Source organism: Parageobacillus caldoxylosilyticus, assembly GCF_019272935.1.
Classification (GTDB): Bacteria; Bacillota; Bacilli; order Bacillales; family Anoxybacillaceae; genus Saccharococcus; species Saccharococcus caldoxylosilyticus.
The window spans coordinates 2958104-2977633 of record NZ_CP040553.1 but is presented as its reverse complement, the minus strand read 5'-3'; the positions used below and the strand labels follow the sequence as shown (position 1 = coordinate 2977633).

The 19530-nt window shown below is 46.4% G+C and carries 23 protein-coding genes; 2 read left to right on the top strand and 21 right to left on the bottom strand.

Annotation, left to right across the window (positions count from 1 at the left end):
• Positions 1-14: 14 nt before the first annotated feature.
• Entirely contained in the window at positions 15-905 is an 891-nt protein-coding gene (locus BV455_RS15315) for a DUF1002 domain-containing protein (protein WP_017435290.1), read from the top strand.
• Positions 906-947: 42 nt separating this feature from the next.
• Here the strand turns inward: BV455_RS15315 and lysA are convergent, their stop codons facing one another.
• The 21 genes from lysA to BV455_RS15210 form a co-directional block, all read right to left on the bottom strand.
• Positions 948-2267, bottom strand: a complete 1320-nt coding sequence (gene lysA / locus BV455_RS15310; protein ID WP_017435289.1) for a diaminopimelate decarboxylase — start codon at positions 2265-2267, stop codon at positions 948-950.
• A gap of 274 nt (positions 2268-2541) precedes the next feature.
• Positions 2542-4014, bottom strand: coding sequence for a spore germination protein (locus BV455_RS15305; protein WP_017435288.1), 1473 nt, complete (start codon positions 4012-4014; stop codon positions 2542-2544).
• A complete protein-coding gene (locus tag BV455_RS15300) occupies positions 3995-4573 on the bottom strand; it encodes a stage V sporulation protein SpoVABEA (protein ID WP_042408432.1) in 579 nt (192 codons plus the stop codon). The genes BV455_RS15305 and BV455_RS15300 overlap by 20 nt, the downstream gene beginning before the upstream one ends.
• A 5-nt stretch (positions 4574-4578) precedes the next feature.
• Positions 4579-4929 (bottom strand): SpoVA/SpoVAEb family sporulation membrane protein, encoded by a 351-nt coding sequence (locus BV455_RS15295; RefSeq protein WP_042408438.1) that lies wholly within the window; start codon positions 4927-4929, stop codon positions 4579-4581.
• 3 nt (positions 4930-4932) lie between these two features.
• Entirely contained in the window at positions 4933-5946 is a 1014-nt protein-coding gene (gene spoVAD, locus BV455_RS15290) for a stage V sporulation protein AD (protein WP_042408440.1), read from the bottom strand.
• Positions 5947-5965: 19 nt separating this feature from the next.
• On the bottom strand, positions 5966-6403 hold the full coding sequence (locus tag BV455_RS15285) for a SpoVA/SpoVAEb family sporulation membrane protein (RefSeq protein WP_042408442.1): 438 nt from the start codon (positions 6401-6403) through the stop codon (positions 5966-5968).
• Positions 6404-6417: 14 nt separating this feature from the next.
• Complete coding sequence (locus BV455_RS15280) at positions 6418-6846, bottom strand: stage V sporulation protein AB (RefSeq protein ID WP_017435283.1); 429 nt, start codon at positions 6844-6846, stop codon at positions 6418-6420.
• Positions 6836-7459: a stage V sporulation protein AA gene (locus tag BV455_RS15275; protein WP_017435282.1), complete on the bottom strand. Its 624-nt coding sequence runs from the start codon at positions 7457-7459 to the stop codon at positions 6836-6838. Before BV455_RS15275 ends, BV455_RS15280 begins: the two co-directional genes overlap by 11 nt.
• A gap of 141 nt (positions 7460-7600) precedes the next feature.
• Entirely contained in the window at positions 7601-8353 is a 753-nt protein-coding gene (sigF, locus tag BV455_RS15270; protein WP_017435281.1) for an RNA polymerase sporulation sigma factor SigF, read from the bottom strand.
• A gap of 13 nt (positions 8354-8366) precedes the next feature.
• Entirely contained in the window at positions 8367-8807 is a 441-nt protein-coding gene (spoIIAB, locus tag BV455_RS15265; protein WP_015864379.1) for an anti-sigma F factor, read from the bottom strand.
• Positions 8808-9179 (bottom strand): anti-sigma F factor antagonist, encoded by a 372-nt coding sequence (gene spoIIAA, locus BV455_RS15260; RefSeq protein WP_221198337.1) that lies wholly within the window; start codon positions 9177-9179, stop codon positions 8808-8810.
• A 107-nt stretch (positions 9180-9286) separates the two neighbouring features.
• Positions 9287-10468, bottom strand: a complete 1182-nt coding sequence (locus BV455_RS15255) for a D-alanyl-D-alanine carboxypeptidase family protein (RefSeq protein ID WP_218687374.1) — start codon at positions 10466-10468, stop codon at positions 9287-9289.
• Positions 10469-10591: 123 nt separating this feature from the next.
• Positions 10592-11893 (bottom strand): pyrimidine-nucleoside phosphorylase, encoded by a 1302-nt coding sequence (locus BV455_RS15250; RefSeq protein WP_026078470.1) that lies wholly within the window; start codon positions 11891-11893, stop codon positions 10592-10594.
• A gap of 15 nt (positions 11894-11908) precedes the next feature.
• Complete coding sequence (locus BV455_RS15245; protein WP_042408448.1) at positions 11909-12733, bottom strand: purine-nucleoside phosphorylase; 825 nt, start codon at positions 12731-12733, stop codon at positions 11909-11911.
• A gap of 12 nt (positions 12734-12745) precedes the next feature.
• The gene (gene deoB / locus BV455_RS15240) at positions 12746-13927 is read right to left on the bottom strand and encodes a phosphopentomutase (protein ID WP_042408451.1); all 1182 of its coding nucleotides are present in this window, start codon (positions 13925-13927) and stop codon (positions 12746-12748) included.
• Positions 13928-14175: 248 nt separating this feature from the next.
• On the bottom strand, positions 14176-15072 hold the full coding sequence (xerD, locus tag BV455_RS15235; protein WP_017435275.1) for a site-specific tyrosine recombinase XerD: 897 nt from the start codon (positions 15070-15072) through the stop codon (positions 14176-14178).
• A gap of 6 nt (positions 15073-15078) precedes the next feature.
• Positions 15079-15291: a YqzK family protein gene (locus BV455_RS15230; protein WP_017435274.1), complete on the bottom strand. Its 213-nt coding sequence runs from the start codon at positions 15289-15291 to the stop codon at positions 15079-15081.
• A 98-nt stretch (positions 15292-15389) separates the two neighbouring features.
• Complete coding sequence (fur, locus tag BV455_RS15225; RefSeq protein WP_017435273.1) at positions 15390-15854, bottom strand: ferric iron uptake transcriptional regulator; 465 nt, start codon at positions 15852-15854, stop codon at positions 15390-15392.
• 114 nt (positions 15855-15968) lie between these two features.
• Positions 15969-16613, bottom strand: a complete 645-nt coding sequence (gene spoIIM, locus BV455_RS15220) for a stage II sporulation protein M (RefSeq protein ID WP_017435272.1) — start codon at positions 16611-16613, stop codon at positions 15969-15971.
• Between the two features lie 128 nt (positions 16614-16741).
• On the bottom strand, positions 16742-17905 hold the full coding sequence (locus BV455_RS15215) for an endonuclease Q family protein (protein WP_218687373.1): 1164 nt from the start codon (positions 17903-17905) through the stop codon (positions 16742-16744).
• A complete protein-coding gene (locus tag BV455_RS15210; RefSeq protein ID WP_017435270.1) occupies positions 17898-18458 on the bottom strand; it encodes an NUDIX domain-containing protein in 561 nt (186 codons plus the stop codon). Before BV455_RS15210 ends, BV455_RS15215 begins: the two co-directional genes overlap by 8 nt.
• 115 nt (positions 18459-18573) lie before the next feature.
• Here BV455_RS15210 and BV455_RS15205 point away from each other — a divergent pair, with 115 nt between their 5' ends.
• Entirely contained in the window at positions 18574-19494 is a 921-nt protein-coding gene (locus BV455_RS15205; protein ID WP_017435269.1) for an aldo/keto reductase, read from the top strand.
• Positions 19495-19530 lie beyond the last annotated feature (36 nt).

Below are 19530 nucleotides of genomic sequence, written 5' to 3'. Positions count from 1 at the left end.
GGGGATATGTCGTTATGAAACGAATATTGGCAAGTTGCTTGCTTGCAGCGCTGTTCTTTACATTCCCGGCGATGGCGGCTGCCGATGCCGCGGAAGGTGATGTCATTATTACGTTGGGCGAGAACTTGACCGAGCCGCAAAAGCAAAAAGTATTAGAAGAGATGAACGCGCCGGATAACGCGCAAATCATCACCGTTTCCAACGCTGAAGAACATAAATATCTCGATGGGCTAATCCCGAAAGCGCAAATTGGAACGCGGGCGATTTCATCAGCGATGATCACGATCGGCGCCCAAGGTTCCGGATTGGACGTGGAAACGCATAACATTACATGGGTAACAAAAGAGATGTATACAAACGCGCTGATTACAGCCGGGGTAAAAGACGCGAAAATTTATGTCACCGCTCCGTCTCCGGTATCCGGCACAGCTGCATTGACCGGGTTGATGAAAGCGTATGAAGTTTCTTCCGATAAAGTGATTCCTGATGAGGTGAAAAAAGTAGCAACGGAAGAAATGGTAAAAACCGCAAAGCTTGGTGATTCCATCGGACAGGATAAAGCAGTGGCTCTCCTTGCCAAAATAAAAGAGGAAATCGCCAACAATCCGCCGCAAACGGATGCCGATTTGCGAGCGCTTATTGAAAAAGTAGCAAAGGACCTTGGAATTACGTTAACGGAAGATGAAATAAACAGTTTAATTTCATTATTCAATAAAATGAAAAACGCTAATATTGATTGGAATCAAGTAAATGATCAATTAAGCAAGGCGAAAGACAAACTATCCGCTTTTCTGCAATCAGACGAGGGAAAAACGTTTATCCAAAACATTATCGACATTTTAAAGGAAATTTGGAACGCCATTAAATCAGCCTTTTCTTCTTCCGAGCCGCAAAACAATCAATAGCGAAAAAGGCGCCCAAGGAAACAGGGCGCCTTTTTCGTCTGCTTACTTATTCACTTTTGTCTTTAGCGGTAAATCCAGCCGCACTAAATCTTCATACGTTTCCCGCTTCACCACGAGCTGCGCTTCGCCGTTTTCGACAAACACAACAGCCGGGCGCGGAATGCGGTTATAGTTGTTTGCCATCGAATAGCCGTATGCACCCGTACAAAAAACGGCTAAATAGTCCCCTGGCTTGGCTTTTGGAAGCGGCAAATCCCAAATCAGCATATCTCCTGATTCGCAGCACTTCCCTGCGATGGAGACAATTTCATTTTTTTCATCGAGCACCCGATTCGCCAGCACCGCTTCATACTTCGCTTCATACAGAGCTGGACGGATATTGTCGCTCATGCCGCCGTCGACGGCCACATAATGCCGGACGTTCGGTACGTCTTTGCGCGAACCGATCGAATAAATCGTCGTCCCGGCATCACCGACAAGGGAACGGCCCGGCTCAATCCAAATTTCTGGCATCGCGATGCCTTGTTCGCTCACTTGTTTTTTCACTTCACTGACGATTTGGTCCACATATTCGGAAACCGGAATCGGATCATCTTCCTCGGTGTAACGGATGCCAAAGCCGCCGCCGAGGTTGACAACGGCAGGGACAAACCCGTATGCTTCTTTCCAATGAGCAATTTTTTGGAAAATTTTCTGCGCTGCCAACACAAACCCCGTTGTTTCAAAAATTTGCGAACCGATATGGCAGTGAATGCCTAATACAGAAAAAGAGGAAGAAGATAATGTTCTCACAAGCGCCTGCTCCGCTTGACCGTTGTTTAAATCAAAACCAAATTTCGAATCTTCTTGACCGGTTAAAATATAATCGTGTGTATGGGCTTCAACTCCAGGAGTAACGCGTATCAAAATGGCAATCGTTTTTCCGTATTGTTTTCCGAGCTGTTCTAGCAATTCCAGTTCGTAAAAATTATCGACAACGATGCAGCCAACTCCATGGTCCAGCGCCATCATTAACTCTTCGCGGCTTTTATTGTTTCCATGGAAATGGATGCGCTTGGGCGGAAATCCTGCTTGTATCGCTGTATACAATTCCCCGCCTGATACGACATCGAGCGACAGCCCTTCTTCTTCGGCTAACTGAACCATTGCAATCGAAGAAAATGCTTTACTTGCGTAAGCGACTTGCGCTGCGACGCCTTGTTTACGAAATGCTTCTTTAAACGCGCGCGCCCGCGCACGGATTAAAGCCACATCATAAATATACAGCGGCGTCCCGTATTCTTTCGCTAGCTCGACCGCATCGACACCGCCGATTTCCAAATGCCCTTTGTCATTGACTCGGCTTGTCCCATGAAAGAACATACAAATCCCTCATTCCCCAAAAATAAAATTATTCAATATAAGAAATTTTTACGCATATCGAAAGCAAAAAAGACAGTTAACATCCAGGATAACTGCCTTTTTGCAGAGAAAAGATTACGTATAACTTATCATAATTATAAAAAAGTTGCAACATGTGTGTGGATGAACTAATAAAAACCAGTTATGCATCGATCATGCTAAAGCCCGCCAGCTTTGCGCTTTGCCGGCGGGACAGCTGCAATATGGATCATTCACACGCGTCATTTTCGCAAATTTAGGACGGTTGCTTGCGTTGGTTTTGCGGATGAACAATACTTGGCCTTACTTTAGCGCCTGCAACAGAACGACGGACGATAATTTGCATAAACGCCGCCGGGTTAAACGGAATAAACGGCCATAAATACGGCGTGTTTAAGGAACGAATATGAGCGAGCCAAAGCAAGTAGACCGTTGTGCCGATCACAAGTCCCGGCACTTTAAACATCTCCACTAGAATGACAAGAATTAGGCGTGATATTTTATTCGCAATACTCAATTCGTAACTTGGTGTCGCAAACGAGCCGATGGCGGAGACAGAAACATATAAAATTACTTCCGGAACGAACAGTCCGACTTCAATCGCAATTTCTCCGATTAACACAGCAGCAATTAACCCCATCGCGGTAGAAAGCGGCGTTGGCGTATGAATCGCGGCCATGCGCAAAAACTCAATCCCGAAATCCGCCAATAAAACTTGAATAAAAACTGGGATATTCGTGTGTTTGTTGGGCCCGATAAATGCCCACGAATCCGGCAATAAAGATGGTTCAAGGACAAACAATACCCAAAGCGGAAGCAAAAACAGCGATGTCAGGATTCCTAAAAAACGCACCCAGCGCACGAATGTTCCGACCGCAGGAGACTGCCGGTATTCTTCGGCATGCTGCACATGGTGAAAAAATGTCGTCGGAGTAATAATGACGCTTGGCGATGTATCGACCATGATCAAAACGTGCCCCTCAAGCAAATGGGTGGCAGCCACGTCCGGCCGTTCCGTATACCGAACGAGCGGATACGGATTATATCCTTGTTTCACTAAAAACTCTTCTATCGTTTTATCCCCCATTGTCAATCCGTCAACACTCATTTGTTGCAGCTCCTGTTTTACTAGCTCCACCAGTCCCGGGTCAGCTACATCTTTAATATAAGCGATGCAAACATCGGTTTTTGAACGCTCGCCAACCTGCAGGATTTCAAAACGAAGCCGCTCATCACGGATGCGCCGCCGCGTCAACGCAGTATTGACGATAATATTTTCGACATAGCCGTCCCGCGCCCCGCGCACCACTTTTTCTGTATCTGGTTCTTCCGGCTGCCGCCCCGGATAGCTACGCACGTCAACGACGAACCCTGTTGATTCCCCTTCAATTAAAATGACAATTAAACCAGACAGAAGCTTATCCACTGCTTCGTCTAAATTAGTGACTGGACTTACCTGCTGATGAACAAGGCGATTTTCAATAATTTGCTTTGCCCGCTCCGTCTGCCGTTCATTGTCATTAATGCGGACAATTTGTTTGAGCAGCTCCATTAAATATTGCGTGTCACATAAACCGTTGCAATAGTAAATATGTACTTCGCGGTTTAATACATGAACCTTCCGTACTCCTAAATCAAAACTTGTCCCAATACCAATTTTTTCTCTAAAAAATTTTTCGTTGTCGACTAGTTTTTCGAAAATAGGAATGTTATTCGTTTTGGTCGGCATGATAACCACTCCTTTCCAGGATCAACTCCACTGCTTTTCGCGTAATCGGTGAACCGTATTTAATATGATCGCGGTATCCCATTTTGCCAATATCGCCGATTCCGACGATGATCGGAATCTTTAATTGATCCAAACAATAGACGGTATCTCCGTTAATCCGTCCGACTTCCAGCTCGCGAATTCCTTCTTTATCTACCCCATACTCTGTTACATTTCCGTCACGGTCGATGCTGACATGCACTTTTGCCCATTCATGCTTACGTGTATTGGAAGCGACGGCAAGCGCTCCTAACACTTCTATTTGCTCATGGGTTGCCACATATTTGAGCGCCTGTTCCCCCGCTCCTTCACCAATAGCACCACAATCGTCAAACATGACGAATACAGGATCATATGGAGTTTGTAAAATCAGCTGCACCAGCTCTTTGCCGGCTAGTCTGGTGGGATTGCCATGAGAGCGAGAAATACAGCGTCCGCCGATTTGCCCAGCAATATATTGAATTGTTCGATAGGCGAACTCATCCCCATCGGTTACTAATATGACCCGTCTTTTTTTCATAGCGATTATCCTTTCGGCTTGCATATAAGCGCAGTGAAAAAGGAAAGGACAATAGCAAAGGAAAGAATGGCGCCGGTAAATTGAAACATCGCCGCGCCGATCGTCAGCCATCCGTCCAGCTCTTTTTGCGACAATATACCTTTGGTGAGAAAATAGCCAAAACCGCTAAGCGGCAGCGTCGCGCCTGCCCCGGCAAACGCAACAATTCGATCATAAATCCCGCTGATTCCCAAAATGACGCCAACGGCCACAAGCAAGCTCATGACATGCAGTTGTGGCAGTTTGCCCACATCCATGGCCAACTGTGCCAGCGCGCAAATCCCCCCTCCAGCCATAAACGCCACTACATAATCCATTCCTCATTCCTCCTTCGCTGCTTCAATGACCACACCATGGGCGATCGCTGGAATCGACTGTTTTTGCTGTACCATCGTCTGGCTTAATAGCGCCCCGGTTGCGACAACGAAAATTTTGCGAAACGCCCCGCGTTCCATTTCTTTCAACAAATGCCCATAAGTGACGACCGCACAGCAAGCACAGCCGCTTCCACCGGCAAATATTTTTTGATCGGGATTGTAAATCATTAAACCGCAGTCATTATAGTTGTTTGTGACATCATATCCTGATTCGGCAAGCAGCTGTCTGACGATCACGCTTCCGACCCTGGATAAATCACCGGTGACAATCAAGTCATAATCACTAGGAGAAATGCCTAAATCGTTAAAATGCTGCTCAATCGTGCTTGCCGCAGCGGGGGCCATCGCCGAGCCCATATCTAAAGGATTCGTCATTCCAGCGTCCACGACTTTGCCGATCGTCGCTGCGGCGATGCGCCATCGTCCCGGCTTGCGTCCAAGTACCACCGCTCCTGCTCCGGTCACCGTAAACGTCGCCGTCTTCGGCTTTTGAATGCCCAGCTCGGTCGGATAACGGAACTGCCGCTCCGCAGTAGCATTATGGCTGCTTGTTGCCGCCAGCACCGATCGGGCGAAACCTCCATCAATAAAAGCAGCAGCAGCCGCTATGGTTTGCATGGAAGTCGAACAAGCACCGAACATACACAAAAACGGGACAGGAATCTCCCGAGCCACGTAGTTGGCAGTTACGTTTTGATTCAGCAAGTCCCCAGCGAGAAACAAATCAATATCAGCGAAAGAAAGGCGCGCTTTTTCTAGGCAAATTTGGATCGCTTCCTGCATTAAACGCCGCTCAGCCAACTCCCATGTTTTCTCCCCGCAATACAAGTCATCGTGCACGATATCAAAACTGTCGCGCAGCGGCCCTTCTGCTTCTAACGGCCCGACTGCCGTTCCCGCCTCTTGAATATAAATGCCATGTTCAAACACCCATGTTTGTTTTCCAACCAGCTTCATGAGAAATCCCTCTTTCTCCTCAAGACACGATGTAATAGAAAAGACCGAGCAAATAGGCAGCAACAATGCCATAGACAATCGCCGCACCGCCTGATTTAAACATTTGGCTAGCAATTCCTGCCGTCCATCCTTCACTGCGATGTTCGATCGCCGCGCTTGCCAGCGCATTCGCCAACCCTGTCATCAGCATCGTAGCCCCCGCACCGGCAAACTGGCTGAAATCGTCATACTTTCCTGCTCCCGTGAGGACAATCGCGAAAAACATCATCGTCATCACCGCCAGCTGCTGTGCGGAAATAGCGGAAATAGAGAAGAAACTGCTGTACCATTTTGCCAGCCATTCCGCCAGTGCACAAAGCAAACCGCCGACAACAAATGCTTTCACGCTGTTGAAAAAATACGGGGGAGCAGGCTGAAACGCTTTTACTGCCTGGCGATAATTTGTTTTTAAGCTCATCTTTCCTTCCCCCCTTATTGAAAGTAATCGACAAAATAAATCCAGTGAAACAGCGAGCCGACGACCTTGCCAAAAGCAATCGCCATCAATAAAATGACAATTTTATCCTCCACCCCGATTCGTTTCGCTAAAATCGGCCATACGTTCAGCACTTCCGTTAACGCAGCAGCAAGCATTCCGATAAATACTCCATGGAGCAAGCCGATCGGAATCAGCCAATATTTGGATACATATAAAATAGAGTGACGCAAACTCATCCACCCGCCTACAACCGCGCCGACTACTGCGCTCCATTCATAAGCATGAATTCGTTTCATCGTTTTCGTTAATTGCGTTAAGCGGGGAATGACGCCAAGAACGACTAAAAAGGCAACAAACCCTGTTCCAACAGCCAGCCCTCCTGCGAAGCCGACAAAGATCACCGTTAAAATCTCAATCGTCATCAATTTTTCTCATACTTTCTTTGTTTTCATGTAAAATGACATATTGATCAATCGATTGCTGATAATTAAACATCTCGACTTCCAAAGGGCTAGGCTCCTCATTAATTCGTTTACGAAACACATAATTAAAGAATAAAATCATGCCGATCCCCAATCCAAGCGAATATGGAATTTGCAGCAACAACGGCTTATCGACTTTTTTTCCCGTGATTATTTCGTAAAGATGCTGATGCACTTGCTGCATGCTGACATCTTCATGGAAGTTCATAATAGCCATAGCCGAGCCGACAAAAAGCAACAACCATATCAAAAGGAAATAAGCAGTGGAAAAACGTCTCTTTTCGTAGACGACCTCGATAATCGTCTGCGATGGTCCGACCGTTTGCACATCAAGAGAACGATCTGCTTGCAACACAGCTCTCACTACTTTCATGACATCGATAATGACGATATTTTTATCGCTCGGCTGAATTTGATACAGCGGGATTGTCTGCAATTGCTTCGCCATACCGCTATCCGTTGCCATGACTTGCGCAACATCGCCGACAGTGATAGCGGCGTTGGGTTTTACTTGGACACGATGCCGCAACTTGATAAAGACAGTTTCTCCCATCTGCCTCACACCTTAATTTGTAATTTTTTTGTATATTAAAGTTGCCCCTTCGCTTTTCTTTAGTATGTTTGGCCAAAAAAGGAATCATGCGGTCGTGCAGCCCTTACCACCAATTTCATAAAAATAAAAAAGAATGGATGGCTATCCATCCATTCTCTCTTTTATTTGCTGCAATATTTTTTTTTCAAGCCGGGATACTTGCACTTGAGAGATGCCTAATCTAGATGCCACTTCTGATTGGGTCTGGTCTTTGTAATAGCGCAAATAGACAATGAGCCGCTCCCGTTCATCAAGTTCCTCAATCGCTTTTTTTAGCGCGATTTTATCAAACCACGAAACTTCGTCGGAATCGGCGATTTGGTCAAGAAGCGTAATCGGATCGCCGTCGTTTTCATATACCGTCTCATGAATCGAAGCGGGAGAACGGACCGCCTCTTGGGCGAGCACAACATCTTCCGGGGAAATTTCCAAATAACCGGCGATTTCTGTCACTGTCGGCGCCCGCCCATGCTTTTTTGCAAGCTCGTCTTTCGCCTTGCGGATTTTATTCCCCATCTCTTTTAAGGAACGGCTCACCTTTACCGTTCCGTCATCGCGAATAAAACGCTGAATTTCACCGATGATCATCGGCACCGCATAGGTGGAAAACTTCACATCATACGACAAATCAAACTTATCAACAGACTTGAGCAAGCCGATGCAGCCAATCTGAAATAAATCGTCCGGCTCATAACCGCGGTTTAAAAAACGCTGGACGACGGACCAAACGAGGCGCATGTTTTTTTCAATAATTTCATCGCGCGCCTCTTGGTCCCCTTGTTGGCTGCGACGAATCAGCTCCTTCATTTCATGATCTTTGATTTGCGACTGATCTTGCTTGACATCGACATCCATAGGCATGTCTCCCTTAGTTACACAAGGCTTTGCTCTTCGTTATATACTTCTTTAGGTAAACAGTTGTGCCTTTGTTGACTTCCGACTGAACAACGACTTCGTCCATAAAATTTTCCATGATGGTAAATCCCATTCCGGACCGTTCCAACTCCGGCTTTGTCGTAAACAATGGCTGGCGCGCCTCTTCAATATTGGCAATGCCAACCCCTTCATCTTTAATCGTCAAATGGACGACTCCGTCTTCAATGACGACGGAAATATAGACAATTCCGTTCGGGTCGTTATTGTAGCCATGAATAATTGCGTTTGTCACCGCTTCGGAAACAACCGTTTTAATTTCCGTTAATTCATCCATCGTCGGATCCAGCTGCGCGACAAACGCGGCAACTGTAACGCGGGCAAATGATTCATTTTGACTGAGGGCGGAGAATTGGAGGTGCATTTCGTTGCGCATTTATGCCACCCCCAATGTCTGTAATGCGAACTGTTCATTGTTTTCTAAGCGGATAATTTTAAACAGCCCCGACATATCAAACAGACGCTTTACCGTCGGAGAAACAGCGCATACGATCATTTCCCCGCCAAGGTTTTTTATTTGTTTGTAGCGTCCTAAAATGACGCCAAGCCCCGAGCTATCCATGAACGTTAGACCCTCTAAATTCAACACAATGTGGCGGATCGCTTCCCTTTCCAGCGTGTCCGTTACTTTTTCGCGGAGCTCTTCCGCTGTATGATGGTCCAGCTCGCCTGACAGTCGAATGATTAGCACATCTCGTTTTACTTCAAAGTCCATCATTAGACTCACAGCGTTTTCCTCCTTATTCATTTCGGATAAGGAGAAGTTTCGCTGCATCCCTCTAGAAATCCTGCTTTACGACAAAACTAGTGGCGATTCGCTAAATGTAGAACGCTTGCTGCAAAAACTGACAGCACTTATGCGGATTTCGTAAAATTTTGCAATGTCCGCTTAAACAAATCCCACCAGCTAGCTTCCGCGACACTTTCCTTAGCAACAATCGGGCTACGCAATATCTCTTTTCCATCCTGCTTCAAAATAAGGACCCCGAGCTCATCACCTTTTTGAATCGGCGCTTTTACGCCGTCCTTGACTTTAATCACTTTTTTAATTTGATCGATCGACTGCCCCTTTTTCGTTAATACAGAAATCGGTTCGGAAGTAACGAGCGCGACCGTTTTTTTCTTTCCTTTATTGATGTGGACACGGGTTAATACTTCATTCCGTTTATAAACAGGATGGGTTTTATACTGGCTAAACGCATAATCAAGCATTTTTGTAATTTGCGCGTTTCGTGATTTTGGCGTCGATGCGCCGAAGACAACGGCAATGACGCGCATGCCGTTCTTTTTCGCCGTTGCGGTTAAGCAGTATTTCGCTTGGCTTGTGAATCCGGTTTTTAACCCATCCACTCCTGGATAAAATTTCACAAGCCGGTTTGTATTGACAAGCCAAAACTTTTTATCCGTGTTTTCGCGCAAATAATCTTCATACATTCTGGTATACTTCGTAATATCTTCATATTTCAGCAATTCGCGCGCCAGCATTGCCATATCATAGGCGCTGCTGTAATGCTTTTCGGCAGGCAATCCTGTCGCGTTTTGAAACATCGTATCTTTCAGGCCGAGCTCTTTTGCTTTTTTATTCATCATTTTTACAAAAGCTTCTTCTGACCCCGCAATTCGTTCCGCCATGGCGACGGAAGCGTCATTCGCAGAGCCGATGGCAATGCCGCGCAGCAGCTCATCTACCGTCATTTCTTCGCCGGGCTCTAAAAAGATTTGTGATCCGCCCATCGACGCGGCATATTCGCTCGCCCGTACTTTTTCCTTATAAGAAAGCTCTCCTTTATCAATCGCTTCCATAATCAAAAGCATGGTCATAATTTTTGTCATACTAGCCGGCGGCAGTTTTTCATGGGCGTTTTTTTGATACAATATAGCTCCTGTATCACGTTCAATTAAAATGGCAGATTTCGCATCATCAGCTAGCTCAAGGCCTTTTGCTTCTGTTTTCTTTTCTTCCGCATGGACGTTTGCGGAAAAAGGAACGAGAAAAACAAGGATAAATATTAGTAAGCGAGTCAGTGTCTTGTTCATCTCCCAAACCTCCATTCTTTATACATGCCATTTTTTCCAAAAGAGATATTTTTATACAAGAGAGGCAGTGAAATTCAACCATTTTTAGCCATAAAAAAAAGAGGCTGGGATTCAGCCTCTCTACTAAGAAATCGTTTCGTAAATCAGCGTCGGTTTACGGACAGGAGTTGGGGAGATGCGGATATTTTTTTGCAGCTTTTCTTTTACTTCTTCAATATTTTCCGTATTGCTGTGGATCGTCGCAAGCGATTCCCCTTTTTTCACTGGATCGCCAACTTTTTTGCGCAAGACAAGCCCAACGGAAAGATCGATCGTCGATTCTTTTGTCGCCCGTCCGGCTCCAAGCAGCATCGCGGCCGTTCCGACTTCGTCGGCGACAATTTCCGCGACATATCCATCTTCCGCCGCTTCCAACTCCCATTGATATTTCGCCTGCGGCAGTTTCTCCGGATTATCGACAACGGTGGCATCGCCGCCTTGTGCCTCGAGAAACACTTTGAACGTTTCTAGCGCCTTTCCTGCTTGAATCGAATTCTCTAATAACGCTCTCGCTTCCTCTAATGAAGACGCTTTTTCCGCTAGATATACCATATAGCTTCCAAGCGTCAAGCATAACTCTTGTAAATCTTCCGGCCCTTTTCCTTTGAGCGTATCAATCGCTTCTTTCACTTCAAGCGCATTGCCGATGGCAAAGCCAAGCGGTTGGCTCATATCAGAAATGACCGCCATCGTTTTCCGGCCGACACGCTTGCCGATATCCACCATCGCTTTTGCCAGCTGTTTCGCTCCCTCTAAATCTTTCATAAACGCGCCGGTGCCCGTTTTAACATCTAAGACAATCGCGTCGGCGCCAGCCGCGATTTTTTTGCTCATAATCGACGAAGCAATAAGCGGAATGCTGTTAACCGTCGCAGTCACATCGCGAAGCGCATACAATTTTTTATCGGCTGGGGTTAAATTGCCGGTCTGCCCGATAATGGCGATTTTGTTTTTATTGACCAGTTCAATGAATTGCTCGTTATCAATTTCCACGTGAAACCCAGGAACGGATTCCAGCTTATCGATCGTCCCGCCTGTATGCCCGAGGCCGCGGCCGGACATTTTCGCGACCGGCACACCGACAGACGCAACAAGCGGGCCTAACACAAGCGTCGTCGTATCGCCGACGCCGCCAGTCGAGTGCTTATCGACTTTAATTCCGTCAATTTTCGATAAATCAATGACATCTCCGGAATGAACCATCGCCATCGTCAGCGCGGCCGTTTCTTCTTCGGTCATGCCGCGGAAAAACACCGCCATTGCTAGTGCGCTCATTTGATAATCAGGAATGTCGCCGTTGGTGTAGCCGCGGATGATAAAATCAATTTCTTCTTTTGAAAGCGCGTGGCCATCTCGTTTTTTCGCAATTAAATCGACCATTCTCATCTTTATCACCTTTTTCTATTGTTTCGCCATTTCCGCGATAATTCCCTTGACAAGCCGCAAAAAGTTGGCTTTCACTCGTTCCGTCGTTTCCATGACTTCGTCGTGGGTAAGCGGCTGATCTAAAATCCCGGCCGCCATATTCGATATGCACGAAATCCCTAACACTTCGATTTGCGCATGACGCGCAACAATTACTTCGGGAACGGTCGACATCCCGACCGCATCGCCGCCGAACGCGCGAATCATACGGATTTCCGCCGGCGTTTCATAAGACGGACCCGTGTTGGCAACATACACCCCTTCTTGAATCGGAATGCCAAGATTTGCTGCTACTTCTTTTGCAATGTTGCGCAGCCGCTTGCTGTACGCTTCCGTCATATCCGGGAAGCGGACGCCAAGCTCCGGATCGTTCGGGCCAATTAACGGATTGTTCCCCATATTGTTGATATGGTCAGTAATAATCATTAAATCCCCCGGCTGAAAGCGCTCATTCACTCCGCCGGCCGCGTTGGTGACAATCAGTTCTTTGACGCCAAGCGCTTTCATGACCCGAACCGGGAATGTCACTTGATCCATGCGGTACCCTTCATAGTAGTGAAAACGGCCTTGCATGGCGACAACCATCGCACCTTCAAGCCGGCCATAAACAAGCTGGCCGGCATGCCCTTCCACAGTGGAAACAGGAAACCCAGGAATCTTCTCGTACGGAATTTTCACTGCTTCTTCGATTTCATCGGCGAGTACGCCGAGACCAGAGCCAAGAATCAAGCCGATGCGCGGCGGTGTCGAAATTTTGTCTCGCAAATAGCTCGCTGCTTTTTCAATCGCTTGTTTATTCATCGCTTCTTCCTCCTACTTTAGATCGGCTAAAAAGCTTGTTCCGTGGGGCGGCATCTTGACTTGGAAATTATCTGCAATCGTTGCGCCGACATCGGCAAACGTTTTGCGGACCGGCAGTTCTTTGCCGCCGTTCATGCTTGGACTGTAAACAAGAAGCGGGACGTATTCGCGCGTATGATCGGTCCCGTGGTGAACCGGATCGTTTCCATGATCCGCCGTAATGATCAATAAATCATCGTCTTCTAAAAGCGGAAACACGTCGGAAAGGCGGGCGTCAAACTCCTCGAGCGCATCCCCGTATCCTTCTGGGTCGCGGCGATGGCCGTATAGCGCGTCAAAATCAACGAGATTGACGAAACTGAGTCCGGTGAAATCCATTTTCAACGTATCCACTAACTTATCCATGCCGTCCATATTCGATTTGGTGCGGAGCGACTGCGTTACTCCTTCATTATCGTAAATATCAGAAATTTTCCCGATCGCAATCACTTCATAGCCCGCGTCTTTCAGCTCATTCATGACCGTGCGGCCGAACGGCTTTAACGCATAATCATGGCGGTTCGCCGTACGTTTAAAGTTGCCCGGCGTACCGATAAACGGGCGCGCGATGACGCGGCCGACCATATATTTTTCATCAAGCGTCAATTCACGGGCGATTTTGCAAATATGATACAGCTCCTCAAGCGGCACAATTTCTTCATGAGCGGCAATTTGCAATACGGAGTCCGCCGAAGTATAAACGATGATCGCTCCTGTTTCCATATGCTCTTTGCCAAGCTCTTCAATAATCGCCGTACCGCTTGCCGGTTTGTTGCCGATCACTTTGCGCCCTGTCCGTTTTTCTAGTTCATCAATCAGCTCTTTTGGGAACCCGTTTGGAAACACTTGAAACGGTTTGTCAATACGAAGGCCCATAATTTCCCAATGGCCCGTCATTGTATCTTTTCCGGCAGATGCTTCTTGCATTTTTGTATAATAAGCAAGTGGTTTTTCTGCTTTCGGTACTCCTTTAATCTCGCGGATGTTGCTTAAACCGAGCTTTGCCATGTTCGGCATGTATAGACCGCCGCGATGCTCGGCGATATGACCGAGCGTATCCGCGCCTTTATCGTTATATTTTTCGGCGTCGGGCGCCTCGCCAATCCCGACCGAATCCATGACAATTAAAAATACGCGTTTATATGTATGAACCATCTACTATGCCTCCTAGCATCATAAAACTATTTTTCCTTATCATTCCCGAAACAGCAATAAGAAACACATCCATGTTATATTGGTCAGAAGTCTGACAACTATATTATAAAACGTTTTCAACAATACACGCAATAAAAAAATCGGCAAAGAATGCAGAAGCTGCCGCATTCTCCAACTGATTAGCCTGTTTATGGCCAAACTAAAAAACCCGCTCGTACTAAGCGGGCGTTTCTTGCAGGGACGGAAAGCTATGCGCGCGGATGGTACTGCTTATATACATCTTTTAAGCGTGTTTTTGTGACATGCGTATAAATTTGCGTTGTGGAAATATCAGCATGTCCTAACAGCTCTTGCACGGCGCGCAAATCGGCACCGTTTTCAAGGAGATGCGTCGCAAATGAATGCCTTAGCGTATGCGGCGTCAGTTCTTTTTCAATGTTTGCTTCTTTCGCAAGTTTCTTCAAAATTTTCCAAAACCCTTGCCGCGTCAAGCGCTGTCCATGATGGTTTAAAAACAAGGCATCGGTTGTCCGTTTTTTTGGATCGATGAGCTGCGGGCGCGCGTGTTCCAAATATTCTTTTAAGGCTTTAATCGCCATGCTGCCGATCGGTACGATGCGCTCTTTATTTCCTTTTCCGTAGCAGCGGACAAATCCCATCGTCAAATGCACATCGGAAAGATTTAAGTTTACGAGCTCGCTAACGCGCATGCCGGTCGCATACAATAGCTCAAGCATCGCCTTGTCGCGAATGCCAAACGGTGTATTCGTCTTCGGCGCCTCGAGCAGCGCCTCTACTTCCTCCATGGACAGCACCTTTGGCAGCGTCCGTTCCATCTGCGGCGATTCAATATGTACCGACGGATCTTGCTCCGCTATTTTTTCGCGCAGAAGAAACTGATGGAACGAACGGATGGAAGCGATATGGCGGGCAATCGTTTTCGCCGAGCTCCCCTTTTCTTTTAAAAACTTTAAAAATTGCATAATATGCAGACGCGATACATCGTTCCACGAATGAATTTGCTCGACGTGGCGCAAATAGTGCGCATACTTCTTTAAATCTCTTTCATAGGAAACAATGGTATTGTTCGCCAAATTCCGCTCCACTGTTAAATAATGAAGGAAATCTTTCATTTCATGTTCCAACGCTCTCTACTCCCCATCGCGATAAAAAAATAGTAGCCGACTAAGCCAGTCGAATGACGGGCTTTCAACGGTCGAAACTTTTATGGCCGATCCCTGCGGTTCATCGTAACGGTGGTAATTGTCGTATTCGTGGTTAAACCATACAAGACTATAATAAAATAAAATTGTACACCCCGTAAATAAAAGAAATACTTTCACCATCTGCCATAACGTTCTCATGGCGCTCCTCCTCATTTTCAAATATATGCTTACTATGAGGATATGCCATGATTTTTCCTGTTTATACATAAAAAACCTTTCCCGCTGGAAAAGGTTTTTTATTTTTCATTTTGTTCTTCCATATGTTTTTGCTGGCAGCGATAACAAATGCCGTGGAATGTTAAGCGGTGATCTTTAATTTTAAACTTCCAATCTCGCTCCACAATCGCTTCTACTTCCTCTAATAAATCCTCTTCAATTTCCGCTACCGAACCGCATTCGATGCACACCAAGTGATGATGAAAATGCGCTGCCCCTTCTTTGCGAAGGTCGTAGCGGGACACCCCATCTCCAAAATTAATTTTATCGACAATTTTCAGCTCGGTTAATAGCTCAAGCGTCCGATACACAGTAGCTAACCCGATTTCCGGGGATTTCTCTTTAACGAGGAGGTAGACGTCTTCTGCACTTAAATGATCTTCCTCATGCTCTAATAAAACACGCACCGTCGCTTCCCGCTGCGGTGTTAACTTGTAGCCAGCCGTATGCAACTGCTTCTTAATTCGTTCAACTCGATCTTCCATGTTTTATTCCCTCCCTCGCCATTCAACTACCATTATAACAAAAGAAAGAGGGAAGTATCAAAATAAAGTTATTATTACAAGAGAATAAAAATGATTATTATATAAAAATAATTATTAATTTCCGATAAGTTGAATAATTTGCTTCATAAAAAATGGGGAAACATACGCCTCTAACGAAGAGGAAACAAACAAACTGACGCTAATGACGAGCATTGCCATCGTATAGCGCATAATCATTGGGAAAATCGGTTCATGCGTCCGCTTCATAAACTGGTTGCGCACCATCTGCAGGGAGAACGACACAGAAATGACTCCCATGACAATAAAAGCAGGAATGATAATTAAATTTTGCGGCATGACCGAGACAAAGGACAATAGAAAGCCTTGCCACCCCATTTGATTTACTAAAAATCCAACCGTAAACCCGACGACAATCCCTTTTAAAAATAGCAAAATTAAAATGATCGGAAGACCGATAATGGAAATGCCCAACACCCACATTAAACCGATATATTTTAAATTATGAAAATAGCTTTGTTGAAACATATCCTGCGCGCTGGCAAGGTTTCCTTTCGACACTTGTCCAAAAAATTGCGTCAAATAATAGTACAAATCTTGCTTTTGGCTGAAATTAAGGCTGTTAACAACAATTGAACCGAAAATAACTCCCATTAAAAATAGGACGATGACAAATAAATACATGGACGCATGCTCGCGCATATGTACAGCAACGATTGATTTCAGCGGATGTCTTCTCATCTTTTTCCGTCCTCCTATTTTTCTCTTAGTAGATTGTATGTGCAAGTCTTGTATGTATGACACATTTTCGGCAAAAAGAAAAGCCCGTCTGACAAAAGACGAGCCTTGTAGAAAATGCGTAGCTTGTACTATTCGGAAAAAACTTTTCCATATTTTCCGCCACCCCCGGCTTGAATCGAGAGATCTCCCCGGCGCGCGAGAATAATAACTTTCGCTAGCTTTTCCCCGACGGCCTGTTCCAGCTCTTCCTCTGTCGCTTGATGAAGCACGTACATTTCCGTACCGAAGCGATCGAGCAGTTTTTTATACGTTTTCGGGCCAAGACCAGGGATAAACTCAAGCGGCACTTGATAAATATATGGCGGGCGCTTTGGCGGAACGCCGCCTGTTTTCAGCTCTTGCAGCCGGTCAAATACCCCTTTCACTTTCCGATGATGGCCGCAGGCTGGGCAGCGTTCATCATCGGGATTCATCGGCTGAAAGCATCGTTCGCATGTCGTTTGGTGGTATTTGCCGAGTTTTGGATTTAAACCATAATTGGCGGCGACGCCTCGCCCATCCTGTTGTTGCAGCGCTTTTTTCAGCTCGGCAAATGTCGGGGCGTTCATGCGCACCTCTTGGTACTCTCGCGCGATTTTCCGCAGCGAATGAGCATCGGAATTGGAAAGGTATGGGTAGCGGTGCAATTCGGCGATTTGATCTGCCATCTCTGTATCCGCACTTAACCCCAATTCGATGGCGTCAATCCAATCAGGTGCAAACACTTCCGTTAAGCTTTTCTTCACTCCTTTGCCGTACAAGCTTTTAAACGGCGTAAACGCATGGGCGGGAATAAACAATCCGCCTAATTGTTTAACGACGCCTTGCAGCTCGCGACCTGTGCCGTACATGCGCTGCGAGCTGAGTGAAATGTTTTTCACCCGCTCCTTCAGCCACCCGGAAAATGCGCGCATCGCCAGAACCGTCGGCAAAAAAGCAAGCACATGAATCGGTCCTTGACAATGTTCGTCATAAACTTCGATTTCGCTTCCTAATAAAAGCGTCACCTCGCCGGCGATGACACCACCGTCCTTATGCTCGTACCAGCCTTTTGCGTTCATCCCTTGTTCTAATTCATCGAGCACTTCAGGAACGTGGCAGTCAATGATGCCGACCATATTCAGTCCTTTGACATGCGCCGCCTCGTACAAAATGTTCGTCAGCGTTAATGATTTCGCGCCGGTAATTTTGACCGGCCGGCCGGAAGCAGTACGGCCGATGTGAATATGTAAATCGACATAATAGTTATGCATGTTTTTCTCCCGTGACACGGCGCAGTTGCAAATATTGCAAGGCGTACGCCGTTTTTGCATCATAAATTTCTTGCTTCTCCAGCATTTTCAACGCCTCCTCCAACGTCACTTCTAAAACATCAACGAATTCATCTTCATCGAGCGATGCGGCATCTTCCAATTTCTCCAGCCCTTCCGCCACATATAAATGAATCAGTTCATCAGCAAATCCCGGCGACGTATAAAATGACACGATATGGCGCATCGACTGGGCGCGGTAGCCTGTTTCCTCTTCTAATTCACGCTGTGCTGAGGCAAACGGCTCTTCCCCTTTTTCTAACTTGCCCGCCGGAATTTCCACTAATACTCGTTCAAGCGCTTTACGGTATTGGCGGACAAGCACGAGCTTCCCGTCTTTGGTAATCGGAATCACCGCCACCGCTCCTGGATGTTTAATGACTTCCCGCTTGCTCGTTTTTCCGTTTGGCAGTTGTACGTCTTCCACATATAGTTGAACAACTTTGCCGCTAAATATTTTTTCTTTGCGAATCGTTTTTTCTACTAAATGGTCCATGTTCTTCTCTCCCGTCAAAATAATTATTTTCCCATTTATTGTACTACATCATTTGAGAAAGTTTTACTTTACAGTATACTAATGAAAAAACAATCATTAAGGGAGGATGCCTATCATGAAAAAACGCCGCATCGGCTTATCCGATTTATATGTGAGCGAAATCGGGCTTGGCTGCATGTCGCTTGGCACGGATGAGAAAAAAGCGATCCGCATTATTCACGAGGCGCTCGAACGGGGCATTAACTATTTGGATACGGCGGATTTGTATGACCGCGGACTGAATGAAGAATTCGTCGGCAAGGCGGTCAAAGGGAAACGCGACCAAGTCATCATCGCAACAAAAGTCGGCAACCGCTGGGAAGAAGGAAAAGACGGCTGGTTTTGGGATCCATCGAAACAATACATTAAAGCGGAAGTAAAAGAAAGCTTGCGCCGCCTGCAAACGGATTACATCGATTTATACCAGCTCCATGGCGGCACGATCGACGATCCGATCGATGAAACGATTGAAGCATTTGAAGAATTAAAACAAGAAGGAGTAATCCGCTACTACGGCATTTCCTCGATTCGTCCCAATGTCATCCGCGAATACGTCAAGCGCTCAAACATCGTCAGCGTCATGATGCAATACAGCTTGCTTGATCGCCGTCCGGAAGAGTGGTTTCCGCTACTAAGCGAGCATCATATCAGCGTCATCGTCCGCGGACCTGTGGCCAAAGGGCTGCTGACGGAGCGGCCATTAGAGGCGGCAAGCGATTCCGTCAAAGAAAACGGCTATCTTGATTATACATATGAGGAATTGAAGACACTGCTCCCAAAACTGAAGGAGAAAACAGGCGAACGCCGCTCACTTACGGCAACGGCGCTGCAGTTTTGCTTGTATGACCCGGTTGTCGCCGCCGTCATTCCAGGAGCAAGCAGCGTTGAACAGCTTATCGAAAATGTCCATGCCGCTTCTGCGCCGCCTTTGAGTGAAGAGGAATACGAATGGTTGCGCCAGCAAACAAAAGCGTCCACCTATCAAGCGCATCGATAAGTTAACGGCCAAAAAGCGGAAAGAGCAGCGTTCTTT